Origin of the sequence: Agrobacterium sp. NPDC089420, assembly GCF_044900305.1 — a bacterium.
GTDB lineage: Bacteria > Pseudomonadota > Alphaproteobacteria > Rhizobiales > Rhizobiaceae > Agrobacterium.
Map to the genome: position 1 here is coordinate 105,283 of NZ_JBJDMY010000017.1, position 15,353 is coordinate 120,635.

At 54.7% G+C, this 15,353-nt stretch carries 10 protein-coding genes and 1 tRNA gene; 7 read left to right on the plus strand and 4 right to left on the minus strand.

Going from position 1 to position 15,353, the window contains the following annotated elements:
* Window positions 1-42 precede the first annotated feature (42 nt).
* Window positions 43-1,179 (minus strand): cysteine desulfurase DndA, encoded by a 1,137-nt coding sequence (gene dndA, locus ACI2KA_RS22385; RefSeq protein ID WP_404504658.1) that lies wholly within the window; start codon window positions 1,177-1,179, stop codon window positions 43-45.
* An 89-nt stretch (window positions 1,180-1,268) separates the two neighbouring features.
* Between dndA and dndB the strand changes: the two genes are divergently transcribed.
* The 6 genes from dndB to ACI2KA_RS22415 all read left to right on the plus strand — a co-directional run bounded on the left by dndB (window position 1,269) and on the right by ACI2KA_RS22415 (window position 9,988).
* Window positions 1,269-2,351 carry a DNA sulfur modification protein DndB gene (dndB, locus tag ACI2KA_RS22390; RefSeq protein WP_404504659.1) on the plus strand — a complete coding sequence of 361 codons (1,083 nt, stop codon included), beginning with the start codon at window positions 1,269-1,271 and terminating at the stop codon, window positions 2,349-2,351.
* Window positions 2,341-3,915, plus strand: a complete 1,575-nt coding sequence (gene dndC, locus ACI2KA_RS22395; RefSeq protein WP_404504660.1) for a DNA phosphorothioation system sulfurtransferase DndC — start codon at window positions 2,341-2,343, stop codon at window positions 3,913-3,915. The genes dndB and dndC overlap by 11 nt, the downstream gene beginning before the upstream one ends.
* Window positions 3,912-5,894, plus strand: coding sequence for a DNA sulfur modification protein DndD (dndD, locus tag ACI2KA_RS22400; RefSeq protein ID WP_404504661.1), 1,983 nt, complete (start codon window positions 3,912-3,914; stop codon window positions 5,892-5,894). Before dndC ends, dndD begins: the two co-directional genes overlap by 4 nt.
* Window positions 5,894-6,268, plus strand: coding sequence for a DNA sulfur modification protein DndE (gene dndE / locus ACI2KA_RS22405; RefSeq protein WP_404504662.1), 375 nt, complete (start codon window positions 5,894-5,896; stop codon window positions 6,266-6,268). Before dndD ends, dndE begins: the two co-directional genes overlap by 1 nt.
* Window positions 6,269-6,380: 112 nt before the next feature.
* A complete protein-coding gene (locus ACI2KA_RS22410; protein ID WP_404504663.1) occupies window positions 6,381-8,735 on the plus strand; it encodes a DEAD/DEAH box helicase in 2,355 nt (784 codons plus the stop codon).
* Between the two features lie 17 nt (window positions 8,736-8,752).
* On the plus strand, window positions 8,753-9,988 hold the full coding sequence (locus ACI2KA_RS22415) for a hypothetical protein (protein ID WP_404504664.1): 1,236 nt from the start codon (window positions 8,753-8,755) through the stop codon (window positions 9,986-9,988).
* Window positions 9,989-10,026: 38 nt separating this feature from the next.
* Here the strand turns inward: ACI2KA_RS22415 and ACI2KA_RS22420 are convergent, their stop codons facing one another.
* Complete coding sequence (locus tag ACI2KA_RS22420) at window positions 10,027-10,377, minus strand: DUF2958 domain-containing protein (RefSeq protein ID WP_404504665.1); 351 nt, start codon at window positions 10,375-10,377, stop codon at window positions 10,027-10,029.
* A 968-nt stretch (window positions 10,378-11,345) separates the two neighbouring features.
* On the opposite strand from ACI2KA_RS22420, the gene ACI2KA_RS22425 reads away from it, so the two are divergent.
* Window positions 11,346-13,208 (plus strand): DUF262 domain-containing protein, encoded by a 1,863-nt coding sequence (locus ACI2KA_RS22425; RefSeq protein ID WP_404504666.1) that lies wholly within the window; start codon window positions 11,346-11,348, stop codon window positions 13,206-13,208.
* 365 nt (window positions 13,209-13,573) lie between these two features.
* Here the strand turns inward: ACI2KA_RS22425 and ACI2KA_RS22430 are convergent, their stop codons facing one another.
* A complete protein-coding gene (locus ACI2KA_RS22430) occupies window positions 13,574-14,677 on the minus strand; it encodes an RHE_PE00001 family protein (protein ID WP_404504667.1) in 1,104 nt (367 codons plus the stop codon).
* 581 nt (window positions 14,678-15,258) lie between these two features.
* Window positions 15,259-15,335, minus strand: a tRNA-Met gene (locus ACI2KA_RS22435).
* Window positions 15,336-15,353: the final 18 nt, after the last annotated feature.

Here is a 15,353-nt window from a genome sequence, read left to right on the forward strand (position 1 = left end):
AATATCTCTGCCTGTTATGAAGGAAAGCTATTTTTTCAGATGTCAAAATTGCAAATCTTTTAGTCTGTTCACGAAGTCTTCCCACGGCGGTGTCTCTGTTGCGTGCGACCAAGAAATCCGGACCGTCCCATTCATAATCTCGGACGAAACACCCATAGCTTTGAGAACATGACTAGGTTCATAACTTGCTGACGTACAAGCCGATCCATTGGAAATTGCCACAATATCCTTTGTAGCAACCATCACGGCTTCTGAGTCGATCCCGTCAATCGAGAGGCTCAGGATATGGGGAAGAATTCCCCTTGCGTCATCACCATGAACATAGGGCTTCAAACTTCCGAATGCCCGCAGTGCCTCCATCCTCAACTCTACACAGCGTTTATAACGCGCATCGGATTCACGATGTGCTAGAGTTGCGGCTAAGCCAAACCCTACGATCAGTGGGACCGGGAGTGTTCCTGGTCGCAGGCTTTTTTCCTGTCCGCCTCCAAACATCAGCGGCTTCAGAGGTGCTCTCCGATTATCTCGACGTTTCATGATGAGCGCGCCTATCCCTTTAGGCGCGTAAACCTTATGACCGGATATGCTGATCAAGTCGATCCGAGGATGCGCCAGGCTTGGATTTAACCGACCAAAAGTCTGCGCAGCATCGACATGGAAAAATACGCTTTTCCCACTCAGTCCGTCGGCAATCGCGTCAATCGGCTGGACGGCTCCCGTCTCGTTGTTTGCATGCATCACGGACACAAGAAGAGTGTCTGGACGAACTGCTTTTAGGACGTCTTGAGCGTCGATGTATCCTTGGGCATCAGGCTTGACCAAGGTCACTTCGAAGCCGAGCGACCGAAGGTGATCGAGCGGCTCCAACACAGCTTTATGCTCAATTTCCGTCGAAACGATATGGCGCTTTCCGAGTTTTTCTCCTTCTGAAGCCAGTCCAAGGATCGCGAGATTGTCGGCTTCTGTCGCGCCACTCGTGAATATGACATCGGATGCGTCGACCTTAATCGTCGCAGCAATATGCGCTCTAGCAGTATTGACCGCTGACTGAGCATCCGCACCGAAAACATGCGTTCTGCTGCCAGCGTTTCCGAACTCGCGCACCATAAATTCCATAACACGCTCGGCGACGCGAGGATCCGTAGGTGTTGTGGCAGCCATATCCAAATATGTACGCATGTTTGTGTCTGTTTGTTTTGTTTGGTTGACTTGTTCACGAACAGGTTTATACGATCTCAACAATATTGGAAGCGTTTTTCGAGGTCGCTATGAAGGCTGTTCTGGAGTTTCCCACCGTGCGGGGGATACAGGCGGGGCGGGAGTACTACATCTCCATGTGCCCTCTTGGCTTAGTGCCGAAAATCTTCCTTTTCAACGAGGGCTTGACGCCGGAACAGCGGTCGCAGCGCCAGCTCAATCGCGGGCGCGTGCCTGAAATAGCCCGCTATCTCGTTGACAACAAAGACGATTACGTCTTCTCGGCTATCACCGCTTCGATTGACGGGGACGCCGAATTCTTGCCAAACGCAGGGGACGACCTCACCGGCACATTGCGCGTTCAGATGAAGACCTCAAAAATTATCATCAACGATGGGCAACATCGACGCGCTGCGATTGAGGCCGCCTTAGAAAGGGCTCCTGAGCTCGCTGACGAGACGATCGCAGTTGTCCTGTTTTTTGATCGTGGACTGGAACGTTGCCAGCAGATGTTTGCGGACCTGAACCGATACGCAGTTCGACCATCACGCTCTCTCAGTGTTCTTTTCGATCACCGAGACGAACTGGCAGTCGCATCTCGGCTCTTGCTGAGCCGCCTCCCCTCCATTTCAGAATTGGTGGAATTCGAGAAGACGAGCCTGTCTCAGCGGTCGAAAGCGCTTTTTACATTGAGCGCATTTTATACTGCTACCGAAGCTCTATTAGTCGATTTTGAGCCCGGCAGTGCCGAACAAAGAGATGATGCGGCCGTTGAGTTCTGGAGCGCCATCGCCAAACAGATGCCGCACTGGGACGATGTCCGATGTGGAGCGATGACCTCCGGCGCGCTACGCGACACTTACATAAATTCCCATAGCGTCGCCCTGCATGCGCTCGGACGCGTCGGCAATGCGTTGTTGAAGCTTCGAAGCAAAAAGAAATTTGACGACCCTCTGCCGCGGCTTGCGTCAATCGATTGGCGGCGGACGGCTGACACGTGGGTTGGGCGCGCAGTCGTCGCAGGACGCATGTCTAAAACCCATTTGAGTGTCACGCTGACATCGAATGTCATAAAAACCCATCTGGGGCTTCCGTTATCCGCTGATGAGCAATCCATCGAAGACGCATTCAGGAGACAGCCTCATGCAGCTTGACCTAGGCAGTAAGAGCACATCCAAAACCTCAGCGTTCAGCGCGCTTGGTATGAAAGCGACGATTAACGCGCTCTTGGATGAGATCTCCGCCCTCTACCAAGCCGACAGCACACCGTGGGTCGTCGGATACAGCGGCGGTAAGGATTCGACAGCAACACTCCAGTTGGTTTGGATGGCCTTGTCTCGCCTGGATCCTACGGTACGACTAAAGCCTGTCTACGTCATCAGCACTGATACGCTGGTCGAAAATCCGATCGTTGCGGCCTGGGTTGCGCGGTCGCTCGATAAAATGGGAGAGGCCGCCGCCAATAGTGGGCTCCCCTTGACGAGCAATCGCTTAACCCCAGATGCGTCGGAATCGTTTTGGACGACCTTGATCGGGCGCGGCTACCCAGCGCCCCGACCGAAATTTCGGTGGTGCACAGACCGCCTGAAAATCAACCCTTCAAACCGCTTCATTTCCAGCGTCGTCAAAGCGAGCGGCGAGGCTATTGTCGTGTTGGGGACAAGAAAGGCGGAGAGCCAAGCTCGTGCCAAAGCTATGGAGCGGTTTGAGAGCAAACGCGTCCGCGAAAAGCTGAGCCCAAACGGAAAGCTTCCCAATTCTTACGTTTATTCCCCAATCGAGGATTGGACGAACGACGACGTGTGGATGTTCTTGATGCAGGTCCGAAACCCTTGGGGCTTCGATAACAAGGACCTTCTGACGATGTATCAAGGCGCATCGGCTGACGGTGAATGCCCCCTGGTCATCGATGCATCGACACCCAGCTGCGGCGATAGCCGTTTTGGCTGCTGGGTCTGCACCATGGTAGAGCGCGACAAGTCCATGACTGCCATGATTCAGAACGACGTCGAAAAAGAGTGGATGCTCCCTTTGCTTGAGCTGCGCAACGAACTCGATGTTCGCAACAGCGAAACGGGTAAGCGGGATGACCGCCACCTGCGCGATTTCCGTAAAATGACTGGCGCTCTGCAGCTCCACAATGATCGTCTGGTTCATGGACCTTACTTGCAATCCTCGCGTGAACGTTGGTTGCGCAAGGTTCTCGAAGCGCAGCGGCACATTCAAAAAAACGGTCCGACCGGTGTATCTGATATTCAGTTGATATCGCTGGACGAGCTACGAGAAATTCGTCGGCTCTGGGTCGTTGAAAAGCATGAGATCGAAGACAGTTTGCCCCGCATCTATGAAGAGGTGCTTGGTAAGCCCTTTCCAGATGGCCGAATGGATGACAGCCTTTCTTTCGGTCATGCGGAAATAGAAATCCTGCGTCAAATCTGCGGCGAGGACGAGTTACATTTTCAGCTAACCCGTGAGTTGCTCGATATTGAGCGGCAGCATCGAACGATGGCTCGACGCTCAGGCCTGTTCAAGGCCTTGGAGCAATCGTTGCGGCGTGGTTCATACGACAGCGCTGAGGAAGCCGAGCAAACTGCCCTACGGCGACGTGACATCATGGATGACCTCTACGACGGCGACGAGATCGTCGAGGATGAGGATCAGGGATCGCCTTTATTGCCTGGCCTCGCATCCTCTGACGACGAAATGAAATCGATATGATCCTTGACGAAATTATTCTGCATGACTTCGGCACCTATGGCGGGCGTCAAAACATCACGTTGACGCCTGACTCACCGGATCGCCCAATAATCCTTTTCGGTGGCCTTAATGGAGGCGGGAAAACGACGCTGTTGGATGCGCTCCAGCTTTGTTTTTTCGGGAATGTTGCGCAGTGCGCCGGACGCGGAGACCTCCCATACGATGAGTATTTGCGGCGGTCTGTGCACCGCGGAGCAATTTCACGAGAAGCGTCGATAGAGGTCAGCTTCCGACACACGGTTGACGGCGCCGAACAGAATTGGCGGCTTTCTCGTTCGTGGACAGCCAATGACGCGGTCAAAGAGCGGTTTCAGGTGTTTCGCGACGATGTCTTCGATAAAGCGGCCAGTGATCACTGGAGTACACAGGTTGAGGAGTTCATCCCGGCGAGGATTGCTCCGCTTTTCCTGTTCGACGGTGAAAAGGTCGAAAAATATGCCGACCTTGAAGAAGCGCCAGCATTGATACGGACCGCAATTCAGAATCTTCTTGGGCTCGACATCGTCGAGCGTCTCGGAGGTGATCTCATTTCCATCGAAAGGAAAAAGAAGAGCGAGCTTGCGGCGCCGGCCGAGGCAGACGAGTTGAGTTCTCTCCGTGACGATATCCAGGCGTTGGCAACCAACAGAGCACGGCTTCTGCGGGAGCGCGCTTCTGGCGCCAACGAACTCGACCAAGCCAAACGAAGAGCCCTTGAGTTAGATCAGCGGTACGAGCGAGAGGGCGGAGCGCTCTTCGAAGACCGGGGACGGCTCGAGGCTGAGCTCGCAGTGACGAACCGAGGCAAAGACGCTGTAGAGCGTTCACTTCGCGAACTTGCTAGCGGCGCACTACCTCTAGCCCTCATCGCTGATCTGATTTCTGGCGTGACCGATCAAGCGAAGCTTGAAGCAGAACGTACACGTAATGCTCAAACAGCGGACGTTTTGGACGCCGAATACAAAGAAATTCTTGGGCTTGATGGCGTCGCAGGGCTTCCAGCAAAGGCTCGGCAAGAGATCAGCGACCATCTGCAACTCCGACTCGATAGCTACCGCCGGAAATCGGATGGTCCGCGCTACCTCAATCTCGACGACACCACGAGTGCGATGGCGGAAACGATAGCAACGACCGGGCTAATGGATGTTCAGGCCCAAGCCAGAGAAATGCTCTCTCAGCAGCAGCAGTTGGCAACTAATTCCGAGCAGCTCAAGGGTACACTCGCCGCGGTCCCCAGCCAAACATCAGTTGCCGAGCTCATTTCGAAGCGAGAAGCGGCAAATGACGTCGTTCGGCTCGCGGAATTCGAGCAGAAGAAGCGTGATGAAGAGATTGCGCGTCTTGACAGGGAGCTGGAAGCAAAACGTTCGAAAGAAGCGCGGCTACTTGAGAACGTAGCTCGTCAGAAATTTGAACAGGAAGATGTGACAAGGCTTCTGGATCACTCGTCACGAGTTCGCTCAACACTGGACCAATTCCGTGCGGCCGTCATTGCGCGGCACGTCTCCCGCATCGAACAGTACGTGTTCGAAAGCTTCCAACAACTCGCTCGCAAGGCCACGCTTCTTTCGGGATTGTCGATCGATCCGACAACGTTCCATCTGTCGCTACGCGGCGGTGATGGTCACGACCTGACCGCAGAGCGATTGTCAGCCGGCGAGCGTCAACTCCTTGCTATCGCAATTCTCTGGGGACTTGCACGTGCTTCCGGGCGCCCATTGCCCATGGTGATTGATACCCCTCTTGGTCGGCTTGACTCCGAACATCGATCCCGACTGGTGAGCAGCTACTTCCCTTACGCGAGCCATCAGGTCATGCTTTTGTCCACAGATAGAGAACTTAATGGGACCGACTACCAGGCACTGCTGCCATACGTTGGCCGGTGCTACCATCTGCGCTTCAGTGAAGCGGAAAGCCGAACGATAGTTGAGACAGGATACTTCAGTGAGGAGGCCGCCTGATGACAATCGACCACATCAGACTTTCGAAACAGGCGCGCGAGCAACTCATTCGATTGAAACGCCATACGGGGATTGAGCATTGGAACATCCTGTGTCGCTGGGCATTTTGTCGCTCGCTTGCCGAGAAATCGGTTCCTCCACCAGCAAAGATCCCCGCGGATAGTAATGTCGAAATGTCATGGCGCGTGTTTGGAGGTCGCCATGCTGACCTTTACTTCGCCCTTCTGAAGCAACGATGTGTCGTTGACGGAATTCCCATTAGCGATGAGGAGTTGGCTATGCAATTTCGCCTTCACCTTCATCGGGGCATTGCCTACCTCGCAAACGACCGGAAACTACGTGACATCAGCTCACTAATCGCGCCCGCAGCATAGAGTACGAAATTTCGGACGCAATCACTGATATTACGATTTTTCGTAATAAATCGAAATTTCGTACTTGTATTTATTTGATTACGAGATTACGTAAGTGGCATGGAGGCTCTTCATGGCACGCATTGGTATATTTGACGACGAGGTTCAGGAATTCGCTCGCGACCTCGTCGTTCGGCTGGCGATGGCACAAACGGTTGCGGCGCTGGTGCGCGAACTTAACGAGGCACTTGCAAGCGCCGGTGACGCCCGTCAACTACACGCGAACCGCTTAACCCCATTCTTTACGGACGATCCGTCTCGCGGCATCAACGAGGCGACATTGGAAGCTGTACGGACCGCAACCCGAGCTGCGCCTCTCAATGACGATCAAATTTCAGCTTTTGCTGAACTGGCGGCGAAGATCAAAGCGCAGAAAGCACTTGGCGCCAGCCGTGATAGCATTGCGCAATCATTGGATATCCCAGCTGCCGCTGTTCGGTTCGGCTTGGGGGAACCAATAGGCACTGCCGCAGATTTAGCCCCACCTTTACAGGCTGTCGCAGTTGCTCCGGACTGGTCACACCAGGAGGTCGCTATTGCGCGGGTCATGGATGCGTTCCGCCGCCGCCCGAAGGGACGTATAGGCCTAGTGCTTCCGACTGGCGCAGGCAAAACTCGCGTTGCGCTTCGCATCATCCTTGAACGGCTTGCTGCTGCGCCGGCTTCAGCGCGCGTGGTATGGATAACACACCGCAAGACCCTCAAGCGCCAAGCGTACCGCCAGCTCAACAAGCTTCTGCAGTCAAAAAGCAACCTTCCCGCGGACGCGGATAAGCTCGCGAACCGGATCATCTTTGCAATGGTTGGCCAGATCGACACGCTTATCTCGTCCGATAATTCGAACCTCGTCCTGGTGGTCGTCGATGAAGCGCACCACGCGGCGGCCCCCTCTTATGCGGGTCTATTCGATCCGAACCTTCCGTGCCCCGTCCTTCTTCTCACTGCCACTCCCAATCGCCCGGACGCCCTTCCAATCGGCGTGGAAGAGATCGCCTTCACGATCACCTATCGTGAGCTCGCGGAACGGCGTGTAATCCAGATCCCGACGTTTCTGCCGTTCGATGTCGAAGATTTTGACTGGAGCGCAAGCGCCGTCCGACAGCTCGCAGATTGGTTAGTGGATGAAACTGCAGGCCGGTTCCGTAAGGTGCTCATCCTTGCGCCGCAGGTGAGTCGCGTCGAGGAATTCTACGAGGTCTTTCTGGAAACTCTATGCAACGAGCGGCCGCATCCCCTCCTCCCAGAGGACGTGGGGTTTATTCACGGCGGACGCAACTCGCTCGGCATCCCGGACGAAGATTTCCTTGAGCGTTTCGAAGACAAACCAAGGGCGGTGCTGGTTTCGGCACAAATGCTCCTGGAAGGGTTCGATGATCCCGCGGTTGACACGGTTGTACTTACCTACCCGACATCAAGCGTGATCCGTTTGATGCAGGCCGCAGGACGCGCAGTTCGTTACCATCCTGGTAAGGAAGAGGCGTATGTTGTCCAGGCTGACAATTCGAACCTAGCTTACCGGTTTGATCAACGATGGCTCTATCAGGAGCTCGATGACTATCTGAGACCGGAAATCATCGACATTTCTTACACAGCCGGCGCGGAACGCCGAACGTCGATCGAATCACTGCTAAAGAAATACAATGTGAGCAGTGATGATCGTGACGCCGCCCTGAGGCAGGTGGATCAAGTCAGCCTTCAGGAAGATGTCCGGCTTCTGTTTTATGGCAAACCGTATTTTGGACCAGCAGATGACTTCGACCGTCTGGCCAGCTGGGGTGTTTTCGTGGAAACTCCCGCAAACAGCGTAGCTTTCCGCCAGCTTTTCAACTCCTTCTCCGCTATGGGCGCCCGCCATTCGGACCCGACTGACTTTTTGACAAAGCAGGCACCTGCTCTGGGCATTGAGAAAGATATTTCCCAAGGATCAATGTGGCGCCAACTTGGGCTCATTCTGACGGCGTCTTACTGCGCTCGTGAAGAGCTCTACGGAATCCCGACGTTCGGACTCCAGGGCAACAGGCCGAAGCCGGCAAAAGGTCCAACGACCTGGTTGCGCTACGCAACGTTCAAGTTTGAACCGCGAGTTCCGACCGCATTGGCCGCATTCCTTGCTGATTGTCACAATCGCCCAGCAATTGAGCATACCTATCTTGCCAACCCGGAGGAGTTCGCTGCGGCAGTCAAGGTTTCCCTTCCGCTCGCTGGCAGCGAGGCGCTCCTGCTACGGCCGCAAACATTTGCGCTGTTGCAAGACAGACTTCACGAGCTCGCAGCAGCAATGCGGCTCGCTGCGCCCGCGGACCGATATGCGGCGCTCGCCGCCTACATGGCTATCGGCGAACCGCCACCTTTGCCTAACCAGTTCGTCGCCCGCATTGAACAGCTATTTGAGGAAGCACCGGCAGCCCCTCGCATTTTCAAATTCTAACGATAAGGATCTCTATCATGGCCGTAAGTGAACTGAGTGATCTGCTTGAAGTCGATTTCGACACCCTGCAGCTGGACCCGAACAATCCCCGCATAGCCCCCCGGCCCGCGCCCGGATATGCGGATGTGGGAAAGCTGTTCGATAAGGATGTTCAGGCATCGCTGACACAGAAGGTTTTCGACGCCTACAATGCCGAGGAGCTCGAAAAGACGATTACTAGTCTCGGCTGGGCCCCTGTCGACCCCATCATCGTATGGAGGCATCCGAGCCATCCAGAAAAGAACCTCGTGGTCGAAGGGAATACGCGGACGTCGATCCTGCGACGTGCGCGCAAGCATTTGGAAGACGCCAAGACGAAACTGGCGAAACTGAAGGAAGGTGGTCGGCAGTCGATGGTAACCGAGGCCGAGGCCGAGGTGAAGCAGCTGCAGAAGCTCGTCGATGACACAAAGACGCTGAAGGTTCAGTGTGTACTCGCCAAGACGCCGGAGGAACTGAAAGCCAAACTGCCGCGACTTCTCGGTGTCCGTCACGTCTCGGGGGCGAAGGACTGGTCGCCCTACGCGACAAACATCTACATCTCCGATTTGTATGAGGAGATGTTTATCAAAGTATATCCCACAGAGAGTATGCGGCTGGTGGACAGCCTCATCAAGGAGGCGGCACAGGTCTTCTCTCTGAGCCCTGACAAGGCGCGCAGACGTATCCAAGCCTCAAGCATGTTCGACCACTTCAAGCTTGATTACGAAGACAAGATAAAGGCGGCCGGTAACGCACTTCTGGAGGAGGATCAGTACTTTTTCGACCAGATCCTGCAGAGCAAGTATGCGCGCAGCGAGTTTGACGTCGATAAGGATACACTGAAACTCTCCGAAAAGTCGTCGGGAGCGCTTTTCCAGTGGGCTTTCAGCAAACCCCGAAAAGGTAGCAACGAGAATGTCTTCAGAAAGGCCGAAGATATGCGTGTCTGGCAATCGCTTTCGAAATACGACAACGAGAACAGCACGACTTTTGCGGCACAGCTCGACGTCGATAATCCAGTTGACGCGCCCACACTGAAGACCTTGAACAACCGCCGCGGGAACCATGAAGAACAGATGTCCCCCCTTCAGACCATCTCAAGCCTCATTGAGACCTTTGAGAAACTGCCGGCGTCTAACCTCATTACCCAGTCGGACATGCTGCAACCGATGCTCATCCAGGTGAGAGATGCTGCCGATCGATTTCTGGCAATGATCGAGAAAGAAAGCTGAGGCTAGATGTGAGGAAGGCCCCGAACGGGGCCTTTCGATTATGCGACGATGCGACCGGCGTCAATCGCAATGTCAGCGTAGATGCTGATCGGGTGCTTTGGCCGGAATGATGCATCACGGTCCACCTTGAGGCCGAGTGGGCCTCGAAGAGCTAGCAATTCAGAAATGGATACATTGCCGAGCTCGGGCTCTCCTAAGCCGAGGTCGCACAGTCCGAAAGCGATGTCTTCTTCGTCAGGATCAAGCTCGCAAAGCAGCCACGTACTTGCTCCATCGGGAAGGAAGAGCTTGACGACAGGGTGCGGATCATGATCGGCACAGGTCCTGCCTTTACGGCCGTTTTCGAGAAGGGCGAGGCGCTCTTCGTGAGTAATGAGGTGCGATGTCATGTGATGCTCCTTTCCGACCGCGCCCGTCGCGGTCATGGGGAGCGAAAAGAAGCCGCAGGGCGGCAACGCACGTTTGCGCCGTAGCAGCGCGAAGGAGGGCGATGCGAGGCTATTTTGTTGGCGATGCAAAGTCGGCGCAGCCGACGGCGGAAAATAGGTTCGCATCGCGCTTGCGGCTGTCCGGACTGCGGCTTCTAGCTCACCCCCTGACCGAGGAAAGGCGTTGGCGAGGAGCAAGCATGCTACACGCTTCGAAAGGAGGCCGTCGTCTTCAGGGAGGCAGCAAGATGACCAGTTGCCATGCCAGATCATGTGCGGTGTAGAGCAGCTGGAATGTTCGGTTCGGACTTGAACCGCGATTGGCCGAAGCCCATGCCGGGCGGAGTCGACATATGAACTGAAGCAATGATGCCGGTAAGGTTCCGCTTCGGAGTCAACCGTAAGATCCTGAACCGTGTCCATGTCAAGCTGCGCGATTCAGTTTAACAAAATCGCTCTCGGCCGCCTCCACTACCTCACCAAGATTGCCCTCTTGAGGTTTCGAGTGGCGTTCCGCCAATGGTTGGCTTTGACTGAATCGGCAACTGCCACGCCACACACAGGTTGCGAATGACCTTCGTAAGCTGTGGCATACCCTCGACCGGACGGCCATCAACGAATAGCCAGCAGGAAGACGTGCCTCCGCTCCCCTTTGAGCAAGCCGATGACGGCTCGATGTTCGTTAGATCCGGTAGCTTTTCCAAGGACAACGGGTTCAGACTGAAAGCGCGGGCTCAATTGCCCGTTAACGAAAATATCCAACCTTCCCGTCTATGTTGTGGAATAAGGTCAGGTCGAACGTCAGGCGCATAGCGGCTATGAACAACAGCTCGACCGGTCGATGCCGCCCGCGCTCCCTTGAAACGTATCTGCGGGCGATTACAAGGAAGCATAGATGCAGGTTTACATAGAGTGCGATTGAGATTGTTATGACCGGAAGTTATCCAGATCCCAGCAAATATATACAAGCTGAGCATAAACCGTTCGGCGAAGTAGTTCTCGCCCACAAGCGAGAATTTATCATTCCCTTGAATCAACGTCCCTGGGCGTGGAATGACAAGACGGATGTTCAGCTCTTGCTGAACGACTTCTACCGGATACTCTCAGCATATTTCGACCCGGCGTCGAAACCTCGTTGGGTTCGACGGGCATCAGTGGAGCGTCCACCTCATTTTTTTGGAACCCTAGTCTTTCATAAGATGAGTGCCCAACGGTATGAAATCTTCGATGGTCAGCAGCGCCTGACGGCTGTCACCATGATGTGCGCAGTTCTTCGGGAAGTAGCGCACGAACTACAACAGCAAGCTGGTCCGCATCAAGCAGAAGCTGGAAGCCTAATTGGAGCCTTCAACGCGTGGCTTCGCGTCACGCCTACTGGCAATGAACCTCGCCTTGTACCGAACAGTCTCTTCGCCGACCTCTTTGCAGCGCTCATTTTCGATCCAATGGACCAAAAGGTTAGGAAAGCAGGATACGACGCCCTTTCTCCCGACGTGCTAGCACATGCCATCACGAAGAAGCTTAAGGCGAGTTTTGACCATATACATGCATGGATTATCGCCCATGTGGACGGACTTGCTTCAGATGAAAAGATCAATTTCCTCAAAGCAACACACGATGTTCTGCATGACCTTTTTGTTTGCATAGAAACGCTTATTTTGGACGAGCAATATTCATACGAGGTGTTTGGCTGTCTGAATGCGCGGGGTGAGAAGCTCTCCCCAGCAGATACGATCAAAAACGAGCTGTTTGCGGCTTCACAGCGCAAGGATCACGAGCACATTTCAAATCGATGGGGTGCGACGACCGAGAATGTGCCGGCTCAGGATATGAGCGAATTCCTGAGGCGCCGCCATATAGCCCTCATTGGCCCTTGCAAGAAAAATGATACGCATATCCAGATCAAAGAAAAAGAGATCACCGGATCAAACCCAAAGACGCTGATAGAATCATGGTTTCAAGACAGCAGGCGGGTGAGCCAGATCATTACGCGTGATGCGTCCGCGTTCAAGAAAGAGTCGATCGATAGCCTTGAGATGATTTTTGACGTCCTGGGCATTGGGCTAGCCTACATACCACTATTGTCGGCTTCCAAGCGCTTCTTGCCAACCGATAAGGACGGTTTCCACGAATGCGTGGTTCTGATTGAAAGGTTCGTATTCCGGACGATGACTATCGGAAACACTGATACCTCAGATCTTGAACGCCGTCTCGGAGAGGTTGCGCGCAAGCTCACAGCAGGCGACTCGGTCGCTTCCATCCGGATGCTACTCAAGAACCATTCGGATGATGTGAGCTTTGAGAACGCCTTTGCCAAACATCAAGAACGTCGGCCCAAGGTGCAGTACTACATCCTGCGAGAACTGGAGACTCATCTTCTTGGCGGAGGTAAGGGTGTAATCCCCGGCAGTCACCACAGTGCTAAGAATCACATTGAGCATATGCTGCCCAAGAACCTATCCGAGGATAAGTCACGCCAGAACGAATGGCTCTGGGCCCGCGCTGACCCGGTGCGGCACCAAAGCCTCATTAACAGGCTTGGCAATCTCATGATCTTGGAAAGCGACATCAATAAGCAGGTCGGAAATCACGAGTTTGTGGTCAAGCAGAACGGCGTCTTTAAGAAGGCTAAGAGCGGCAAGACGTCGCAAATCAAGTGCTACGCGGATTCCGCTCTGTGGTGGCCCCAGGAGGTCGCCAAGACCGCGACTTACAAGACTTGGGAGGAAAAGGAGATCAACGATCGCCAGGCAAAGATGGCAGTAGATGCGAAGCTAATCTGGGCACTGTAGTCGGGAGCTGTCTTAGCGGAAGACTCTCCTACGCTTCCTACGCGGACTCAACCCTCCACTCTCAACCGTCGTTCCGGTCGGGGAGTAACAGTCTTCTTCCCTAGCCGCCCTCTCCCTGTCATTCTTGCTCCGAAAGGCACATTGAATTCGCCCAGTAAGTCATGGCTCAAATACTCGATCCCGTGAGGCACGGTAGTCACGCTCTGATACGCCTCCGTGCGACTTTCTTTGACCTGCGCCTGCTGACGCTCGCAATCGCGCGATCACTGCGAGCCAGTTAGCACCTCAGCTAGCTTCAATAGAGCAACACAGATTTTACGATGGAGAGTGACCGCCAGAGTCGCGGTATGCCAAACCAGGTCCAGCTAGAAAATACCCCACGCCCGAAACCTCCCCCTCCCCGTCATCTCCCTTAGGCCGAGTTCCAAAACGATCCGCCGCGCCGCCTGCGGTGTGACCTCGAGCGTTTTCGCCACCATACCGGCCGACACCAACGGCCTTGCCATCACCAGCTCGACTAACTCCGGCAGCTTTGAAGACGTCCGCCGCCCCTCCAGCTTCAGATCCATCATTGTGCGAGCCAAAGTCAGCCGATCATGCTTTTTCATGCCGATCTCAGCCGCCGCCTGAAAACCCTGGGCGATGGCGAGCAGCCGGGTTTCGCGATCGCGATGCCGGCGCCGAGCGACGGGAATGGTTTTGAGGCCGAGATTGATCGCGGCCAGGTGAGCGCCGGAAGTGATGCCGGCCTGGCGGAGGATGGAGGCGGCCAATAGTCTGCCGAGCCAGGGCGCGTGCTGTAGGACCGAAATCTCGTTCCAGGCATCGAGGGCGATGATCGCCTGCAGCACGTCCGGCAGATCTTCCGCTCGTCGCAACACGCGGCGCCATTCCTCAAGCCGCGCATCCTCGTCCCAGTCGAGATCGTAGATCATCGGTTCTTTGTCCTGAACGCTGCCATGGCCGGGCCGTTTGGCATTCTCGATCGCCGCCTCCGAACGGGCGAGCACCGCATCGATGGCGGCATAGTCGACCCCGGGCAGATTTTTCGCGTCGTCACCATCCTCCCCCTCCCTCTCCAGATCGATCGGGACCGCGGTCCGGGAGACGCCGGCCGGCTCTACCGCCTCGGCGCCTACCGATGTGACATCCGATGTGACATCCGATGTCTGCCGGAGCGTGCGAATGCCTTCCGGCGCTAGTGCCCAGTTCGCCGACTGCGAGGCGATCCGCCGGCGGGTGCGCAACACGTCGCGGGCGATGGTGAGTTCGTGGGTCGGGGTGCGGGTATCTCGAAGAGCGTCGTGGAGGACGAGGTCTTCGAGATGGACAAGCTCGCCGTCGATCCACAGCGAGGCACAAGCATCGGTAAAATGCATGCGCTCGAGAAAGCCGGCGCCGATCGGGGAACGGGCAATGCGCTCGTCGAGCCGCGTCAGAGCGATACCGGCGTCGAAAGCCGGCCGCATCAGGGTATTTGTGCTGATTGTTGCGAGATCGTAAGTCTTTGAATTTATGGTAAACGATTTTCTAAAGGAACTCTATTTAAATATTACAGTTCCTCACATAGTACGAACGACGGTTGGGCTTCTAACCATCGATAAGTCTTCAATATCTATGGTAGAAATTATGTATTAATCATTTATATAGAATCCATAATTACACAAATTAAAATGCTTTATACTTATAAATTAGTCGAAACGGGATTTATTGGGATGCAGTTATTTACCATGCCTCAGGCCACCACTAAGCAATACTCGTATCTTAGCCATTTCCTCTCGTGAGGCATCTGCGGCGGCACGCGACCAACTGCGCGTTATATAGGGCAGCATTCGGCGTTGACGCTTCCGGCCTATCGAGAATCGGGATTGGCATACGGCAACGTTGTATGTACCTCGAACACATGGCATGGCCGCGCCGGCGCCCTGCCCGCTTTGCACCTGTCCTTTTGGAATTTGTGTTTTATGTCAGGGATTTAGCGCTTGATCGCAATGCTATGGCGTATTGGATCGTAGTTTTGGGCTATTATTGGATAGTGTAGCGTAGGATTTGGTTGCGGGGGCAGGATTTGAACCTGCGGCCTTCAGGTTATGAGCCTGACGAGCTACCGGGCTGCTCCACCCCGCGTTGAAGATTATATATAGC